This is a genomic window from Methylobacterium sp. HJ2, assembly GCF_056431005.1.
On record NZ_JBWJYM010000003.1, the window covers coordinates 307,750 to 323,598 of the forward strand.

At 71.5% G+C, this 15,849-nt stretch carries 17 protein-coding genes; 10 read left to right on the forward strand and 7 right to left on the reverse strand.

Annotated elements, in window-relative coordinates:
- Window positions 1–151 precede the first annotated feature (151 nt).
- From ACS5RC_RS10030 to ACS5RC_RS10040, 3 genes are read left to right on the forward strand one after another with little or no spacing between them, the layout of a single operon-like run.
- On the forward strand, window positions 152–1,435 hold the full coding sequence (locus ACS5RC_RS10030) for a TadE/TadG family type IV pilus assembly protein (protein ID WP_478343704.1): 1,284 nt from the start codon (window positions 152–154) through the stop codon (window positions 1,433–1,435).
- On the forward strand, window positions 1,432–2,040 hold the full coding sequence (locus tag ACS5RC_RS10035; protein WP_478343705.1) for a TadE/TadG family type IV pilus assembly protein: 609 nt from the start codon (window positions 1,432–1,434) through the stop codon (window positions 2,038–2,040). The genes ACS5RC_RS10030 and ACS5RC_RS10035 overlap by 4 nt, the downstream gene beginning before the upstream one ends.
- On the forward strand, window positions 2,040–2,708 hold the full coding sequence (locus ACS5RC_RS10040; RefSeq protein WP_478343706.1) for a TadE/TadG family type IV pilus assembly protein: 669 nt from the start codon (window positions 2,040–2,042) through the stop codon (window positions 2,706–2,708). The genes ACS5RC_RS10035 and ACS5RC_RS10040 overlap by 1 nt, the downstream gene beginning before the upstream one ends.
- A 48-nt stretch (window positions 2,709–2,756) precedes the next feature.
- On the opposite strand, the gene ACS5RC_RS10045 is transcribed toward ACS5RC_RS10040, so the two are convergent.
- The 3 genes from ACS5RC_RS10045 to ACS5RC_RS10055 form a co-directional block, all read right to left on the reverse strand.
- Complete coding sequence (locus tag ACS5RC_RS10045) at window positions 2,757–3,134, reverse strand: hypothetical protein (RefSeq protein WP_478343707.1); 378 nt, start codon at window positions 3,132–3,134, stop codon at window positions 2,757–2,759.
- A 186-nt stretch (window positions 3,135–3,320) separates the two neighbouring features.
- Window positions 3,321–6,020 (reverse strand): aconitate hydratase AcnA, encoded by a 2,700-nt coding sequence (gene acnA / locus ACS5RC_RS10050; RefSeq protein ID WP_478343708.1) that lies wholly within the window; start codon window positions 6,018–6,020, stop codon window positions 3,321–3,323.
- Between the two features lie 302 nt (window positions 6,021–6,322).
- Window positions 6,323–6,517, reverse strand: coding sequence for a hypothetical protein (locus ACS5RC_RS10055; protein WP_478343709.1), 195 nt, complete (start codon window positions 6,515–6,517; stop codon window positions 6,323–6,325).
- Between the two features lie 153 nt (window positions 6,518–6,670).
- Here ACS5RC_RS10055 and ccmA point away from each other — a divergent pair, with 153 nt between their 5' ends.
- The 5 genes from ccmA to ACS5RC_RS10080 all read left to right on the forward strand — a co-directional run bounded on the left by ccmA (window position 6,671) and on the right by ACS5RC_RS10080 (window position 9,755).
- Complete coding sequence (gene ccmA, locus ACS5RC_RS10060) at window positions 6,671–7,318, forward strand: heme ABC exporter ATP-binding protein CcmA (RefSeq protein ID WP_478343710.1); 648 nt, start codon at window positions 6,671–6,673, stop codon at window positions 7,316–7,318.
- Window positions 7,315–7,983 (forward strand): heme exporter protein CcmB, encoded by a 669-nt coding sequence (gene ccmB / locus ACS5RC_RS10065; protein ID WP_478343711.1) that lies wholly within the window; start codon window positions 7,315–7,317, stop codon window positions 7,981–7,983. Before ccmA ends, ccmB begins: the two co-directional genes overlap by 4 nt.
- A 208-nt stretch (window positions 7,984–8,191) precedes the next feature.
- On the forward strand, window positions 8,192–9,010 hold the full coding sequence (locus ACS5RC_RS10070) for a heme ABC transporter permease (protein WP_478343712.1): 819 nt from the start codon (window positions 8,192–8,194) through the stop codon (window positions 9,008–9,010).
- Window positions 9,011–9,021: 11 nt separating this feature from the next.
- Entirely contained in the window at window positions 9,022–9,165 is a 144-nt protein-coding gene (gene ccmD / locus ACS5RC_RS10075; RefSeq protein WP_478343713.1) for a heme exporter protein CcmD, read from the forward strand.
- Window positions 9,162–9,755 (forward strand): DsbE family thiol:disulfide interchange protein, encoded by a 594-nt coding sequence (locus ACS5RC_RS10080; protein ID WP_478343714.1) that lies wholly within the window; start codon window positions 9,162–9,164, stop codon window positions 9,753–9,755. The genes ccmD and ACS5RC_RS10080 overlap by 4 nt, the downstream gene beginning before the upstream one ends.
- A gap of 12 nt (window positions 9,756–9,767) precedes the next feature.
- Here the strand turns inward: ACS5RC_RS10080 and ACS5RC_RS10085 are convergent, their stop codons facing one another.
- On the reverse strand, window positions 9,768–10,376 hold the full coding sequence (locus tag ACS5RC_RS10085; RefSeq protein WP_478343715.1) for a septation protein A: 609 nt from the start codon (window positions 10,374–10,376) through the stop codon (window positions 9,768–9,770).
- Between the two features lie 46 nt (window positions 10,377–10,422).
- Window positions 10,423–11,820, reverse strand: a complete 1,398-nt coding sequence (gene ftsY, locus ACS5RC_RS10090; protein ID WP_478343716.1) for a signal recognition particle-docking protein FtsY — start codon at window positions 11,818–11,820, stop codon at window positions 10,423–10,425.
- A 66-nt stretch (window positions 11,821–11,886) separates the two neighbouring features.
- Here ftsY and ACS5RC_RS10095 point away from each other — a divergent pair, with 66 nt between their 5' ends.
- Entirely contained in the window at window positions 11,887–12,576 is a 690-nt protein-coding gene (locus ACS5RC_RS10095) for an RluA family pseudouridine synthase (protein ID WP_478343717.1), read from the forward strand.
- A gap of 6 nt (window positions 12,577–12,582) precedes the next feature.
- Here the strand turns inward: ACS5RC_RS10095 and mtaB are convergent, their stop codons facing one another.
- A complete protein-coding gene (gene mtaB, locus ACS5RC_RS10100) occupies window positions 12,583–13,800 on the reverse strand; it encodes a tRNA (N(6)-L-threonylcarbamoyladenosine(37)-C(2))-methylthiotransferase MtaB (RefSeq protein ID WP_478343718.1) in 1,218 nt (405 codons plus the stop codon).
- A complete protein-coding gene (dapF, locus tag ACS5RC_RS10105; protein WP_478343719.1) occupies window positions 13,800–14,687 on the reverse strand; it encodes a diaminopimelate epimerase in 888 nt (295 codons plus the stop codon). The genes mtaB and dapF overlap by 1 nt, the downstream gene beginning before the upstream one ends.
- A 350-nt stretch (window positions 14,688–15,037) precedes the next feature.
- Here dapF and ACS5RC_RS10110 point away from each other — a divergent pair, with 350 nt between their 5' ends.
- Entirely contained in the window at window positions 15,038–15,817 is a 780-nt protein-coding gene (locus ACS5RC_RS10110; protein WP_478343720.1) for a GyrI-like domain-containing protein, read from the forward strand.
- The last annotated feature ends 32 nt before the right edge of the window (window positions 15,818–15,849 follow it).

Below are 15,849 nucleotides of genomic sequence, written 5' to 3' on the forward strand. Positions count from 1 at the left end.
AAACGTTAGCGTTTTTTTCATTCCAGAGCCGTAGAGACGATCGAATACCGAACGCATCGGGTCGCGTCATCGGATGGATCGTTTCCACCGCTCCGGTGAGGGTCTGTCGGTCGCGCTTCCACGGCATCGGGCCATGGGGACGGACAAAGCGATGGGCAGGCAGAACCCGCTCGCGCGGCTCGTGCGCCGCGGCGCGGGCGACACGCGCGGTTCGATGCCGATGCTCTTCGGCGTGTTCCTCGTGCCCATGCTCGGGCTCGCCGGTGGGGCGATCGACTACAGCCGCGCGATCCAGGATCGCACCCGGATCAACAACGCCCTCGATGCGGCCGTCATCATCGCGGCCAACAAGGCCCAAGCCGACGACGCGGCCAACGTCGCGAGCTCCACCATCGTGGCGAACGCGGTCAAGGCCGCCAACGACGCGTTCAATTCCGCCCCCAATCTCCCGCCGGGGACCAACGCCACCTTCTCGGTCGTGCAGCAGAACCGGACGGTGACGGTGACGGGCCGCTACACCTCGGCGACCGCGACGAGCCTGCTCAAGGTCACGGGGTTCAATCAGTTCGCCCTCTCCGGCAACGCCGTCTCGAGCCTCAACCTGTCCCCGATGGTGGACATCTACCTGATGATCGACGTGTCGGGCTCGATGGCGATCGGAGCGACGAACGCCGACATCAACGCGCTCAACGCCAATATCGGCTGCGCCTTCGCCTGCCACGACGGCGTTCCGGTCAAGGGAACCGCCTACGACGCCTTCCAGTGGGCGCAGAAGAACGGCATCACCTTGCGGATCAACGAGATCAACAAGGGCATCACCGACTTCGTCACCTGGCTCCAGAACCAGTCGTCGTCCTCGAAGCGGCTCCGCATCGCGGTCTATGCTTTCAGCACCAGCCTGACCACCGTGGTGCCGATCACGGCGACGCTGAGCACCGCCTCCAGCAACCTGCCGCAGGCCCCGTCCGCCTCGGGCGACTACGACGGGGCGACCCTGTTCAGCTCCCTGATGTCCTCCTTCGCCGCGACGGTGGGGACCGGCGGGGATGGGACGACGACGCCCAAGAAGCTCGTGATCATCGCCACCGACGGGGTGCAGGACCCGACCCGGACCTGGAGCAGCTACCAGCCCTGGCTGCAGCCGCAGGTGAAGCCGTTCTCGCCGACCGATTGCCGCAAGCTCGACGCGAGCGTCTCGGTCGGCGTCCTCTACGCGCCCTATCTCAAGATGACTTGGGACTGGGGCTACAACGCCACGCTCGGCCAGCCGAGCCAGATCGGCAATGCCGGCACGCGGTTCGACGACATCATCCCGCAGCTGACCGCCTGCGCCAGCACCCCGAACCTGTTCGTCAACGCGGCGACGACCGCCTCGGTCGGCGCCGCGTTCCAGGCGATCTTCCAGAACTTCACCCTGGTGAGGCTGTCGCAATGAGCCCGCTCCGGCCGGCACGGGGCGCGTCGGGGCAGCTCCGGCGCTTCGCGGGCGCGACGGAGGGCGCCTACGCGGTCGAGTTCGCGCTGGCGGGCAGCCTGTTCATCGTCCTGTTCCTGGTGCTGTGTCAGTACGCCCTGGTCTACATGGCCCGCGACAGCCTCGCGCTAGCGCTCCAGCAGGCCACGCGCAGCCTGCTCACCGGCACATTCCAGCAGGCCAATGCCGGTTCGACCGACCAGGCGCAGATCCTGCGCAACCTCCAGGCGACGATCTGCGGGCCGAATCTCGACTCCAAGGCCTGGATGTTCAGCTGCGCCAACCTGAAGCTCGACGTGCGCTCGGCCGGCTCCTTCGCGTCGAGTTCGTCGGGCACGTCGGCCGTCGACAGCGGCTCCGGCACGTGGTCGGCGGGGTTCGGCACCACCTACGCCTGCCCGGGCCCGCAGAGCGTCGCCGTGGTGCGGGCCGCGGTGAAGTATCCCGTCTTCGCCCGCGGGCTGAGCTTCGGGCTCGGCGTGTTCGCCGACGGCTCGGCGCTGATCCAGGCCGCGGCCGTGTTCCGGGTCGAGCCCTACCAATCCGGCAGCGGGAGTGCCTGCTGATGCGACGGCGGGATCCTGCGCGCGCTTGCTTCGGGCCTGCTTACGGGCGCCTCGCGCGCCTCGGACAGACAGCCGGGCGCCTCGCGCGCGAGCGGCGCGGCATCGCGGCGGTGGAGTTCGCGCTCTTCCTCCCGATCCTCCTCGTCCTGGTGCTCGCGACGGCCGAACTGGTCAACGCCGTCGACCAGAAGCGCAAGGTGGTCCAGCTCAGCCGGACCCTCGCCGACCTCACGGCCCAGGGCGACAGCCAGAGCCCGATCTCCGCCACCCTGATGGCCGATATCCTGGCCTCCGCCCAGCCGATTCTCGCCCCGTTCGCCGCGGCGAACGCCGCGATCCAGGTCTCGGCCATCGGCGTCTACCAGTCGAACAGCCAATTCGCGGTCCGGGTCTGCTCCACCTATCCCAGCACGAGCAGCCGGAGCGTCGGCGTGGCGACGGGCATCGCGGTCCCGACGAACTTTCAGCGGGCCGGCGCGCGCTTCGTGCTGGCCGAGGTGACGATGCCATACCGGCCGATCCTCGGGTCCGTGGTGCCGCGGCTGATCCAGGGGGTCAGGCTCGGCTTCACCTGGTCGGAATGGGTGGCGTGGCCGGTGCGGAACGGGACGACCTACCTCGCCGATCCCGAGATCGTGCTTCCGGGCGGCGCGTCCTGCGCCGCCTGACAGCGCCCCTTCCTGTCCGGCCCTGGCCGATGCGGTCGACCGGACGCCCTAGCGCTTGCTCTTGCCGGTCTCGGCCGCTTTCCGGGCGGCCGGCGCGAGGCTGCCCCCCGTCACCCATTGGCAGACGGTGGTGCTCTGCAGGGCGAGGCAATCGTAGGGCCGGCCTTCCAGCACGACATGGTCGGCGAGGCCGGTGACCGTCTCCGGCGCGATCGCGGCGCAGCCGAGATGATCGGCCTTGGGATCAGCGAGCCGCGCGCCCGCTTCCGCCCCGGGGCTCTCCGCCAACAGCATCCGGTAGTTCGCCAGCGAGGCGCAGCCGATCACCGGCGCCGGCGCGGGCTTCGGCGCGCCTTTCACGGCGGAGGGCTCGGCCAGGGCCGGCACGGCGGAGAGGCAGATCAGGACCGGCAGGACGGCGCGCATGGGACCTCCGAGAGCGCTTTCGGCCGAGATGGGGACCGGTTCGGCAAAACACAGCACCCCGCCACGCGACCTTCCGCGGCGCCGACACGCACCGCGCGGGTCCGGAACGCAAGACCGCGCCGGGTCGCCCCGGCGCGGTCGATGTCGATGCGGTGGCGGCGGCCCTGCGGCCGCCGCGCCCGAGGATCAGGCCGCCAGCGAACGCAGCACGTAGGGCAGGATGCCGCCGTTGCGGAAGTATTCCAGCTCGTCCAGCGTATCGATGCGGCAGGTCAGCGGCACCTCCTGCTTGGAGCCGTTGGCCGAGGTGATCTCGGCGACCAGGGTCTGGCGCGGCTTCAACTCGCCGGACAGCCCCTTGATCGTGACGGTCTCGTCGCCCTTGAGCCCCAGGGAGGCCCAGCTGGTGTCGCCCTGGAAGACCAGGGGCACCACGCCCATGCCCACGAGGTTCGAGCGGTGGATGCGCTCGAAGCTCTCCGCCACCACGGCGCGCACGCCGAGCAGCTTCGTGCCCTTGGCCGCCCAGTCGCGCGACGATCCGGTACCGTATTCCTTGCCGGCGAAGATCACGAGCGGCGTGTTCTGCTCCGCGTATTTCTGCGCCGCGTCGTAGATGAACATCTTCTCGCCGGTCGGCTGGAAATGCGTCCAGCCGCCCTCGACCACGCCGCCGGAGGCGTCCCGCACCATCTGGTTCTTGATGCGGATGTTGGCGAAGGTGCCCCGCATCATCACCTCGTGGTTGCCGCGCCGCGTGCCGTACTGGTTGAAATCCTGCACGCGCACCTGATGCGACTGCAGGTACTCGCCGGCCGGCGAGGCCGCGCGGATGTTGCCCGCCGGGGAGATGTGGTCGGTGGTGATCGAGTCGAGGAAGAGCCCGAGGATGCGGGCGTTCTCGATGTCGGTCACCGGCGCCGGGGTCTTCTCCATCCCGACGAAGTAGGGCGGGTTCTGCACGTAGGTGGAGCCGGGGTTCCAGGCGAAGGTCTCGGCCTCGGTGACCTCGACGTCCTTCCAGTTCTGGTCGCCGCCGAACACGTCGGCGTAGCGGCTCTTGAACAGCTCCGAGGTGATGTTCTGCTCGATGAAGGCCTGCACCTCGGCGGTCGAGGGCCAGATGTCCTTCAGGTAGACCGGCTGCCCGTCCGAGCCCTGGCCGAGCGGCTCGGTGGTGATGTCCACCTGGAGCGAGCCGGCCAGCGCGTAGGCGACGACGAGCGGGGGCGAGGCGAGATAGTTCGCCCGGACATCCGGGTTCACCCGGCCCTCGAAGTTGCGGTTGCCCGAGAGTACCGCGGCGGCGACCACGTCGTTGTCGTTGATCGCCTTCGAGATCGCGGCCGGGAGGGGGCCGGAATTGCCGATGCAGGTGGTGCAGCCGAAGCCGACGAGGTTGAAGCCCAGCGCGTCGAGCGGCTTCTGCAGGCCGGCCTTCTCCAGGTACTCGGCGACGACCTGGGATCCGGGTGCCAGCGAGGTCTTGACCCAGGGCTTCGAGGTGAGGCCCTTGGCGACCGCGTTGCGGGCGAGCAGACCCGCGCCGATCATCACGCTCGGGTTCGAGGTGTTGGTGCAGCTCGTGATCGCGGCGATCACCACGTCGCCGTGGCCGATGTCGAAGTTCGAATCCTCGACCGCGTAGCGCTTGGCGATGTCGGCCGCCTTCTTGAACTCGGTTTCCATCGACTGGGCGAAGCCCGCCTTGGCGCCGTCGAGGAGCACCCGGTCCTGAGGGCGCTTCGGGCCGGCGAGCGACGGGCGCACGTCGCCCATGTCGAGCGCGAGCGTGTCGGTGAAGACGGGGTCCGGGGTCTCGGCGTCGCGCCACATGCCCTGGGCCTTGGCGTAGGCCTCCACCAGCGCGATGCGGTCGTCGGCGCGGCCGGTGACCTTGAGGAAGTCGATGGTCTTGCGATCCACGGGGAAGAAGCCGCAGGTGGCGCCGTATTCGGGGGCCATGTTGGAGATCGTGGCGCGGTCGGCCACGGCCATGTCGTCGAGGCCGGGGCCGTAGAATTCCACGAACTTGCCGACGACGCCCTTCTTGCGCAGCATCTGGGTGACGGTAAGCACGAGGTCGGTCGCGGTGGTGCCCTCGGGCAGCTTGCCGGAGAGCTTGAAGCCGACGACCTCGGGGATCAGCATCGAGAGCGGCTGGCCGAGCATCGCGGCCTCGGCCTCGATGCCGCCGACGCCCCAGCCCAGCACGGCGAGGCCGTTGACCATCGTGGTGTGGGAATCGGTGCCCACGAGCGAATCCGGATAGGCGACCTCGGTGCCGTTCTCGGCGCGCGTCCACACCGTCTGCGACAGGTACTCGAGGTTGACCTGGTGGCAGATGCCGGTGCCGGGCGGGACCACCGAGAAATTGTCGAAGGCCGACTGCCCCCACTTGAGGAAGGTGTAGCGCTCACCGTTGCGCTCGTATTCGAGGGCGACGTTGTCGGCGAGCGCCTTCGGGGTGCCGAACTCGTCGACGATTACGGAGTGGTCGATCACGAGGTCGACCGGCACAAGCGGGTTGATCTTCTGCGGATCGCCGCCGAGCGCCACCATCGCGTCGCGCATGGCGGCGAGGTCGACCACGGCGGGCACCCCGGTGAAATCCTGCATCAGCACGCGGGAGGGCCGGAAGGCGATCTCGGTCTCGGTCTTGCCCATGTTGCCGAGCCACGCCACCGTGGCCTCGATATCGGCTTTCTTGACCGAGCGCTCGTCCTCGTAGCGGAGCAGGTTCTCGAGGATGACCTTCATGGAGAAGGGCAGGCGCGCCGCGTCGGCGAGTCCGTTCTTCTGCGCTTCGGGGATGGAATAGTACGTGTAGGTCTTGCCCCCCGCGTCGAGCGTCTGGTGGGCTTTGAAGCTGTCGATGGATGCCACGGCTGGTTGCTTCCTCGCTGGCGTTTGTCGAACACGCGCAGGCATTTCCCGCGCCACGATAACAGTGTTCGGCCTGACTGCGCTCCGGGGAGCGCGCGCCGCCTCGGGGGCGCCCGAGCAGGAGGTTGCGCGAGGGACGATTTGGACGCCCCAGATTCGCGCGGCGCAGCCAGGGGCTCGTATAGAACGTTTCGAATCTGCCCGCTACGGGCGGTTGCGTGACACTCCGCCCGGGCTGTCCGCCCGCGACGGCCTTTCGCCCGGCATGGCACCGACCGGGCGGCCGTCGGGTCCTGGCCGGCTCAGGGCTGGGCCGGATCGGGCGTCCCGAAGCAGTGGCGCACCGCCGCCCAGTAGGCGTCCCGCTCCGTCGGGCTGCAGCGGGCGAGCCGGGCCTGGACCAGGCGCAGCCCCGCGACCGCGTCGGCGCTCTCGCGGGCCTCCGCCTCGCTCCGCGGCCCGCGATCGGCAGTCTCTCTCTGTCCGGTCCCCGGCATGGCCCTCTCCTGATCGATCCCGATGACACCATCCTCTGCCGAGCCGCCGCGATCCCCGTCGCGGCGCCCGCTGCGCGAGACTGCGCCGTTCCGTTCCGGCGCGCAATCGGGCATTGAGACGGCGCGGCGGCGGTGCCGCCGGGAGGGTTCGGTGTGCGGCTGAGCGTCGAGGATCTGGCCTGCCGCCGTTCGGGCCGGCGCATCTTCGCCGGCCTGTCCTTCGCCCTCGGGCCCGGCGAGGCGCTCGCGGTCACGGGGCGCAACGGGGCCGGCAAGTCGAGCCTGCTCGCGATCCTGGCCGGACGGCTGCGCCCCGACGCGGGCGCGGTGCGCGCCGAGGATGTCGGCGAGGCCAGCCTGCCCGAGTGCCTGCACGCGGTCGGCCACCGGGACGGCCTGAAGGCGGCGCTGACGGCGGGCGAGAACCTCGCTTTCGCCCGCGCGCTGCTCGGCCATCCGAGCCTCGAGCCGCGCGCCGCCCTGGAGCGCCTTGGGCTCGGCCACGCCCTCGACCTGCCGGTTGCCTATCTCTCGGCCGGGCAGCGGCGGCGCGTGGCGCTCGCCCGGCTCCTCGTCTGCGCCCGTCCGCTCTGGCTCCTCGACGAGCCGACGGCCGCCCTCGACGTGGCCTCGCAGGCCCTGCTCGCCGGGCTGATGGCCGAGCACCGGGCCGCCGGCGGCCTCGTCGTGGCGGCGACCCACCAGGCCCTCGGCCTGGAGAACGCGCGGGAGCTCGCGATCGCCGCCCCGGCGCTCGCCGTGGCGTCTCTGCCCGCACACGACGCGGAGGACTGGGCGTGATCCGGATCTTCTCCGCCCTCGTCGCCCGCGACCTCGCCCTCGCCGCCCGCGTGGGCGGCTCCGGCGCGCTCTCGCTCGTCTTCTTCCTGATGATCGTGGCGCTGGTGCCCTTCGCGCTGGGGCCGGACCTCAACCTGCTGGCGCGCATCGGCCCCGCCATCCTCTGGCTCGCGGCCGTGCTCGCCACGCTGATCGGCCTCGACCGCCTGTTCCAGGCCGACGACGAGGACGGCTCCCTCGACCTGATGAGCGCGGCCCCGGTCCCCCTCGAACTCGTGGTGCTCGCCAAGGTCGCGGCGCATTGGCTGACCACCGGCCTGCCCCTGGCGCTGGCCTCTCCGCTCTTCGGCCTCCTCGTCGCTCTCGACGGCACCCAGATGGGCGCCACCGCGCTGACGCTGCTCGCCGGCACGCCGGCCCTCACCTTCGTGGGGGCGGTCGGAGCCGCGCTCACCGCCTCGATCCGGCGGGGCGGCCTGATCCTCGCGGTCCTCGTCCTGCCCCTGATGGTGCCGACCCTGATCTTCGGTGTCTCGGCGACGGAATCGGCCTCGGGCGGCACGGTGCCGTTCGGAACGCCGCTCACCATCCTGGCGGCCTTGAGCCTGATCGCGGCGGTGACCGGCACCCTTGCGGCCGCCGCCGCCCTGCGCTGGTCGGAGTAGCGGGCGACCACCCTCGGCCGCCCGGGGCGCCCCCGCATTCGACCGCGACCGCGGCGCTGCCGCTGCGATCACGGGCGCCTGGGCGACGCCCCCTGACGACCCCGGTCCCGCCGCGCGAGGCGGGCGGCGGCTCGCCTGGGGATCGGCCCCGCCCTGCGCCCTCGGCCCGCATTGATGCTGCACCGCACCCCGCGCTAAAGCGTCGGGCATGTCCGAGGCCACGCCGATCCCGCAGCCGATCTCCCTCTGGACCCGGCTGTCCAATCCCAGCCACTTCATGCGCTGGTCGGGGGCGCTCGTGCCCTGGCTCGCCGCGATCTCCGTGCTGAGCCTCGCGCTCGGGCTCTACCTGTCCTGGTTCGTCGCGCCGCCCGACTACCAGCAGGGCGAGACCGTGCGCATCATGTTCATCCACGTGCCGGCGGCGTGGCTCGGCGTCTTCGTCTACGGCGCCATGAGCCTGTCGGCGATCGGCACCCTGGTCTGGCGCCATCCCCTGGCCGACGTGGCGCAGCGCGCCGGTGCGCCGATCGGGGCGGCCTTCACCCTGATCTGCCTCGTCACCGGCTCGCTCTGGGGCAAGCCGATGTGGGGCACTTACTGGGTCTGGGACGCGCGCCTGACCTCGATGCTGATCCTGTTCCTGATCTATTGCGGCATCATCGCCCTGTGGCGGACGATGGAGGAGCCGAACCGGGCGGCGCGCGCGGTGGCGATCCTCACCCTCGTCGGCGCCGTAAATCTGCCGATCATCAAGTTCTCGGTGAACTGGTGGTCGACGCTGCACCAGCCGGCCTCGATCCTGCGCATGGGCGGCCCAACCATCGACCCGTCGATGCTCTACCCGCTCCTGGTGATGATCCTCGCGGCGACGCTGGGCAGCAGCACGCTCCATCTCTACGCCATGCGCACCGAGGTGATGCGGCGCCGGGTGCGCACGCTGACGATCCGCGCGGCCGAGCGCCTCGATGCCGGCCGGCCCGCCCTGGCCGCGTCGGGCCCCCTCCCCCTCGGCCAAGCGCTCTGAGGGCGCCGATCATGGATCTCGGAAACCACGCCGGCTTCATCCTCGGGGCCTACGCCTTTACGGCGCTGGTGATGGGGGCGCTGGTCCTCAACGCCCTGCGCGACCAGCGTGCCCAGAAGCGGGCGCTGCGGCAGTTCGGGGAGGAGCGCCGGTGAGCGCCGAGACCCCGCGGCCGGCCTCGCGCTCGCTGCTGCTGATCCTGCCGGTCGTCACCTTCGCGGTGCTGGCCGGTGTCTTCTTCCTGCGCCTGCGCTCGGGCGTCGATCCGGCCGCCCTGCCCTCCGCTCTGATCGGCCGGCCGGCACCGGCTTTCACCCTGCCCGAGGTGCCGGGCCTCGCCCACGAAGGCAAGCCGGTGCCCGGCCTGTCGAGCGCCGACTTCCGCGGTCAGGTCACGGTCCTGAACTTCTGGGCCTCGTGGTGTGCCCCCTGTCAGATCGAGCACCCGATGCTGATGCGGCTCGCCCGCGAGCCCGGCATCCGCCTCGTCGGCATCGACTACAAGGACGCGCCCGAGAAGGGCCGCGCCTTCCTCGCCCGCAACGGCGTGCCGTTCCAGGCGGTCGGCCGCGACGAGAGCGGCCGGGTCGGCATCGATTTTGGCGTCTACGGGGTGCCCGAGACCTTCATCATCGGCCCGGACGGCGTGATCCGCGACAAGCTCGTGGGCATCGTCACGCCCGAGAACCTTGAGGCCGTGCTGGGCAAGATCCGCGCGGCGGGCAAGCTCGCGGCGGCCCGCTGAGCGCGCGGTGCCTCAGACCCCGGATCCCTTGCGCTCGTAGCGCGACAGCAGCGGCGTCTGGGCGAGGGCGAACAGCACGGTGATCGGCATGATGCCGAACACCTTGAAGTTCACCCAGAAATCCTCCGTCTGGGTGCGCCAGACCACCTCGTTCAAGACGGCGAGCGCCAGGAAGAACAGGCCCCAGCGAAAGGTGAGCTTGCGCCAGCCCTCCTCGGTCAGGGCGAACATCGAATCAAGCACCACCGAGAGCAGCGACTTGCCGAAGGCGAGGCCGCCCAGCAGCACGACGCCGAACAGGGTGTTCACGATGGTGGGCTTCACCATGATGAAGGTCTTGTCCTGCAGGTAGAGCGTCAGCCCCCCGAACACGATCACCACCGCGCCGGAGACCAGCGGCATGATCGGCAGCCGCCGCACCAGCGCGTAGTGGACCGCCAGGGCCGCCACGGTCGCGGCGACGAACACGCCGGTCGCCACGAACAGCTTCTGCTCGGGCGCCACTCCGAAGCGCTCGGAATAGGCGTTGCCGAGGAAGAACAGCACCAGCGGCCCCATCTCGAGGGCGAGCTTGAGCAGCGGCGGGAGGTGGCGGCGCGGGGGGACGGATTCGATCTGCATGCGGGCCTGATATAGGATCGCACGGCGGCCGTAGCGAGCGGCCCCTTCAGTCCTTCTCCAGACCCGCGATGGCGCGGGCGAAGTCCCGGGCCGCGAAGGGCTCCAGGTCCTCCACCCCCTCGCCGACGCCGATGAAGTGGACCGGCAGGCCGAACTTCGCCGCGAGCGCCACCAGGATGCCGCCGCGCGCCGTGCCGTCGAGCTTGGTCATCACCAGCCCCGAGACGGGAGCGGCCTGCGAGAACAGCTCGACCTGGCTCAGCGCGTTCTGGCCGACCGTGGCGTCGAGGACGAGCAAGGTGGCGTGCGGCGCCTCCGGGTCGAGCTTGCGGATCACCCGGATGATCTTCTCCAGCTCGGCCATCAGCCCGGCCTTGTTCTGGAGCCGGCCCGCGGTGTCGATCAGCAGCACGTCGGTACCCGCCGCCCGCGCCTTTTGCAGCGCCTCGTAGGCGAGGCCCGCCGCGTCCGCGCCCTGCGCCCCGCTCACCACCGGGGTTCCGGTGCGGTCGCCCCAGACCCTGAGCTGCTCGATCGCCGCCGCTCGGAAGGTGTCGCCCGCCGCCAGCATCACGCTGCGCCCCTCGGCCCGCAGCTTCAGGGAGAGCTTGCCGAGCGTCGTGGTCTTGCCCGCGCCGTTCACCCCGACCGTGAGGATCACGAAGGGCTTGTGCGCCGTATCGATTCGCAGCGGCAGCGCCACCGGCTCCAGCGCACGCTCGACCTCGGTCGCCAGAATCGCCCGCACCTCGTCGGGCGAGATGCCCTTCTCGTAGCGGCCCTTGCCGACGGCCTCGGAGATCCGCGTCGCGGTCTCCAGGCCGAAATCGGCCTGGATCAGGGCGTCCTCCAGATCCTCCAGGGTGTTCGCGTCGAGCTTGCGCTTGGTGAACAGGCCGGTCACCCGGTCGGACAGCGCCGTCGAGGTGCGCTTCATCCCGGAGGTGAGGCGGCTCCACCAGCCGCGGGCCTCCGGCTCGCGCTGCGGCCCGGGGCCCGCATCGTGGGCGAGTGCGGCCGCGGCGTCGAGGGGCTGGATCTCGGGCTCGGGCTCGGGCTCCGGGATGGGCTCGACCACGGGCTCGCGGGCCCGGCTCGTGGTGTCGGCAGGCTCGGCGCCGCGGTCCGGGTCGTCCCCGGCGGTGCCGGCCGGCGGGGTCTCGGCCGCGCCCTCGATCGGCTGCAGGTCGGCGCCCTCGATCTCGTCGGGGATCGCGTTGCGCTCCGGGTGCTCCGGATCCGGCTCGCCCGGCGGCGGCGGCACATGCGCGACGTCGTCGGCCCCCGTGGCGAAGTCGGGCTGCCCCTCTGCGGGCGAAGCGCCCGGCGCGGGCGAGACCTCCTCCTCGGGCGAGGCGGTGGTCTCCGTCGGCGCCTCGGCAGGGTCCGGCGCGGCCTTGCGCCCGAACAGGCGGCCGAACCAGCCCGGCTTGTCCTCGCTCATCGTGTCGTCCTTGGCGATGGCGCGCGCCGGATACCGGCGCGGGCCGAAATGGTTTAGCGGACGGGGATGTCCGCCCCGATCCTGCCTGACATAGGCGCACGCCTGCTCTACCGCGATGCCCTGCTGCTCGTCATCGACAAGCCGGCGGGTTTACCGGTCCATCCGGGACCGAAGGGCGGCGAGACCCTGACCGACCATCTCGACGCGCTCCGCTTCGGCCTGCCGCGCCGACCCGAGGCTGTGCACCGGCTGGACCGCGACACCTCGGGCTGCCTCGCGCTGGGGCGCCACGCCAAGGCGCTGGCGCGTCTCGGCAAGCTGTTCGCCACGAGTGCGGTGGACAAGACCTACTGGGCGCTGGTCGAGGGCGGACCCGAGGCCGAAGCCGGCAGCATCGACCTCGCCCTCGCCCGCCGCTCCGATGATCCGCGCTCGTGGTGGATGAAGGCCGATCCCGCGGGCGATCCGGCGCTGACGCGCTGGCGCGTGCTCGGGCGCGACCGGGCGGCGAACCGGACTTGGCTCGAACTGAACCCGGTCACCGGCCGCACCCATCAGCTCCGTGTCCACTGCGCCGCCTCGGGCTGGCCGATCCTCGGCGATCCGATCTATGGGCCGGGGCCGCGCGGCGGCAGCCTGCACCTGCACGCCCGCGCGCTCGCGCTACCGCTCTATCCGAAGCGCGATCCGATCCGGGTCGAGGCGCCGCCGCCGCCCCACATGCGGTCGGTCCTCGCGGGGTGCGGGCTGGCCTGATCCGGCTCAGGCGGCAATCAGCGTCCGCCCGTCATGGCCCGCGATGGTGACCGTGTGGATCTCGCCGGGCTCGGCCGCGAGGCGCACGGGGGTGAACGCCTCGGTCCGGCCGAGGCCGCCGCGCTCGGCGAGCACCCGGCGTCCCTGGCCGACCTCGCCGTCGAGATGGCGCAGCAGCGCCGCGGCGCCGGCCGCACGCAGCCGCGCGGCGCGCTCCCGGATCGCCTCGGGCGCGACCGGCGGCATCCGGGCGGCCGGCGTGCCGGGGCGGGGCGAGTAGGGAAAGACGTGCAGGTGCGTCAGGCCGCATTCCTCCACGAGGTCGAGGGAGCGGGCGAACTGCGCCTCGGTCTCGGTGGGAAAGCCTGCGATCAGGTCGGCGCCGAAGACGGTGCCGGGCCGCAGCCGCCGGATCTCGGCGCAGAAGCGGATGGCGTCGGCGCGCCCGTGCCGGCGCTTCATGCGCTTGAGCACGAGATCGTCGCCGGCCTGGAGCGAGAGGTGGAGATGGGGCATCAGCCGCGGCTCCTCGGCGAAGGCCCGCACGAGGTCGGCGTCGGCCTCGACCGAATCGATCGACGACAGGCGCAGCCGCTGGAGATCGGGCACCCCCCGCAGGATCGCCCGCACCAGGGTGCCGAGGGTCGGTGTTCCCAGATCCCGGCCGTAGGCGGTGAGATCGACGCCGGTCAGCACCGCCTCGCGGCCGCCCTGCGCGACGATGCGGGCCACCTGCTCCACAACCGCCGCGACCGGCACTGAGCGGGAATGGCCGCGGCCGAACGGGATGACGCAGAAGGTGCAGCGGTGGTCGCAGCCGTTCTGCACCGGCACGAAGGCGCGGGTGTGCCCGGCGAGCCCGTCGATGCGCGTGCCCGCCTGCTCGCGCGCGGCCATCACGTCGCCGACCATGCGGGAGGCCGGCGCGGTCCAGGCTTCGGGGCGCAGCTTCTCGGCGTTGCCGACGAGCCGGGCGACCTCGGGCATCGCCGCGTAGGCGGCGGTCTCGACCTGCGCGCCGCATCCCGTCACCGCGATGGTGGCGCCGGGACGCTCCCGGTGCACGCGGCGGATCGCCTTGCGCGCCTGCCGCCCGGCTTCCGCCGTGACCGCGCAGGTGTTCACGATGACGAGATCGTCCTCCGTTCCGGCAGCGGCGCCGCGCATCACCTCGGACTCGACGGTGTTGAGGCGGCAGCCGAAGGTGAGCGTCTCGACCGGCATCAGGCCGCGCCGGAGAACAGCTCCGGGGCGAGCGTGCCCTCGGCCTCGAGGAAGACCGGGCCGGTCATCAGCACGTGGTCGTCGGCCCGCCACTCCACGAACAGGGTGCCGCCGGGCAGGCTGACGCTCGCCTGGCGCCCGATCATCCTCAGGCGCGAGGCGGCCACCACCGCGGCGCAGGCGGCGGTGCCGCAGGCGAGCGTCAGCCCGGCCCCGCGCTCCCAGACCCGGAGCTTGATCGCCTCGCGGCCGGTGACCTGGGCGATCGAGATGTTGGCCCGCTCGGGGAAGATCGGGTGGTTCTCAAGCAGCGGCCCGATCCGCGAGAGGTCGAACGTGTCGGGGTCGAGTTCGGTGAAGAAGACCGCGTGCGGGTTGCCCATGCTGACGGCGCCCGGCGAGTGCAGGATCGGATCGTCGATCGGACCGATCTGCAGCTCGATCCGGCGGGTGTCGGGGAAGGGATCGCGCAGCGGGATCTCGTTCCAGGCGAGCCGCGGCCGGCCCATATCTACGGTGAAGGAGCGGTCGGCCACGCGGCGCACGTCGATCTTGCCCGCGACCGTCTCCAGGGTGAGGCGCCCGCCCTCGGCCGGGCGCGCCATGGCGGGGTCATCGAACATCGCGAAGGCGACGCAGCGGGTACCGTTGCCGCAGGCGCCCGATTCCGAGCCGTCGGCGTTATAGATCCGCATGAAGGCGTCCGTGCCGGGGCTCACGGGATCGTGCACGACCATCAGCTGGTCGAAGCGCGAATGCGCGTCCTCCGCGATGGCGCGCGCCTCCTCGGCAGCCACGCGCAGATCCGTGCCGCGCAGGTCCAGCACCACGATGGCGTTGCCGGCTCCATGCATCTTCAGGAATCGTTTGTGGGCGAGTGCGCTCATGCCGGGTGCGGGGGCTCTCTCTGACGGTCTCGGTCTCGGCAAGGGCACGAAAGACCCCGTGGTGCGGCGAACCCCTCCGGGCGGCTCGGGCGAGGGACTCTGCCGCGGCGCGACGCGCCGGCTATATGGCAAACTCCGCCGCGCGGCGCGAGGGGCCGGTACCCCGCGCGGTGCGGCTCCGGCCCGCGTCGCGCGCACGATCGCTCACACGATTGCGCGACGATCGCGCGAAGTTCGCACGCAGTGCGGCCTCGGCGCCCTCGCGGGGCACCGGCTTCGCGATTACGGTGCGGCGGCTCAGCGCGCCGCCCCATTACTCTGACGGCCGCCCACCCTGCCGGAGCGCATCCGTGATCCGCTTTCGTCCCCTGCTCCTCGCCGGCCTCGCCCTGACGGCGGCCGGTCTCTCGCCGGGCCTCGCCCAGCAGCAGCCTCCCCCGCCGCCCTCCACGGCGCCCTCCCCGGCCGAGACCAGCCCGCTGCCGACGACCACCGCCCCGAACCCGCCGCAGGACCCGACCCGCTCCAACGCGCCGGCGCCCGAGAAGGCGATCGCGCCGCCGACCGCGCCACCCGCCGACACCAAACCCCAGGCGGCCACGAGCCGGCCGCCCCTGGTCGAGGCGCCGGGAGACGCCAACGACGTCGACGCGGTCTCGCTTCCGGCCAAGCCCGCCGCGATCCTGGCGGGCCGGACGAAATGGGAGGAGGCGGTGCCGAGCCTGCGCCAGAGCTTCGCCCGCATCGAGGCCGAACTCGCCAAGCTCGGCGTAACGCCCGCCGGGCGCCCGCTCGCGGTCTTCACCCGTACCGAGGAGGACGGTTTCCAGTACGAGGCGATGATCCCGGTGCGGCAGGTGCCGGACTCTCGGGGGCCCGAAACGAAGGGAGCCGAGGCGAAGCCGGAGGCCGAGGGCGTCCGCTTCGGGACTACGCCGAGCGGCAAGGCCCTGCGCTTCCCCCACCGCGGCTCCTACGAGTCGATCGACGGCACCTACGAGACCCTGACCGCCTATCTCGATGCCAAGGACGTCATGGTCCAAGACCGGTTCATTGAGGAATACCTCACCGATCTGAAGGACGGGACCGACGACAGGCTCGACGTGAACATCTACGCGCTGGTGCGCTGAGGCGGCGGGCCGGGGCGACCTGTCGCGCCCCG

Excerpts from the sequence above, each read along its gene's own strand:
- ACS5RC_RS10030 (WP_478343704.1), top strand. The coding sequence starts at position 152 with ATGGGCAGGCAGAACCCGCTCGCGCGGCTCGTGCGCCGCGGCGCGGGC.
- ACS5RC_RS10035 (WP_478343705.1), top strand. The coding sequence starts at position 1,432 with ATGAGCCCGCTCCGGCCGGCACGGGGCGCGTCGGGGCAGCTCCGGCGC.
- ACS5RC_RS10040 (WP_478343706.1), top strand. The coding sequence starts at position 2,040 with ATGCGACGGCGGGATCCTGCGCGCGCTTGCTTCGGGCCTGCTTACGGG.
- ACS5RC_RS10045 (WP_478343707.1), bottom strand. The coding sequence starts at position 3,134 with ATGCGCGCCGTCCTGCCGGTCCTGATCTGCCTCTCCGCCGTGCCGGCC.
- ACS5RC_RS10055 (WP_478343709.1), bottom strand. The coding sequence starts at position 6,517 with ATGCCGGGGACCGGACAGAGAGAGACTGCCGATCGCGGGCCGCGGAGC.
- ACS5RC_RS10070 (WP_478343712.1), top strand. The coding sequence starts at position 8,192 with ATGTCCGAGGCCACGCCGATCCCGCAGCCGATCTCCCTCTGGACCCGG.
- ccmD (WP_478343713.1), top strand. The coding sequence starts at position 9,022 with ATGGATCTCGGAAACCACGCCGGCTTCATCCTCGGGGCCTACGCCTTT.
- ACS5RC_RS10085 (WP_478343715.1), bottom strand. The coding sequence starts at position 10,376 with ATGCAGATCGAATCCGTCCCCCCGCGCCGCCACCTCCCGCCGCTGCTC.
- ftsY (WP_478343716.1), bottom strand. The coding sequence starts at position 11,820 with ATGAGCGAGGACAAGCCGGGCTGGTTCGGCCGCCTGTTCGGGCGCAAG.
- ACS5RC_RS10095 (WP_478343717.1), top strand. The coding sequence starts at position 11,887 with ATGTCCGCCCCGATCCTGCCTGACATAGGCGCACGCCTGCTCTACCGC.
- mtaB (WP_478343718.1), bottom strand. The coding sequence starts at position 13,800 with ATGCCGGTCGAGACGCTCACCTTCGGCTGCCGCCTCAACACCGTCGAG.
- dapF (WP_478343719.1), bottom strand. The coding sequence starts at position 14,687 with ATGAGCGCACTCGCCCACAAACGATTCCTGAAGATGCATGGAGCCGGC.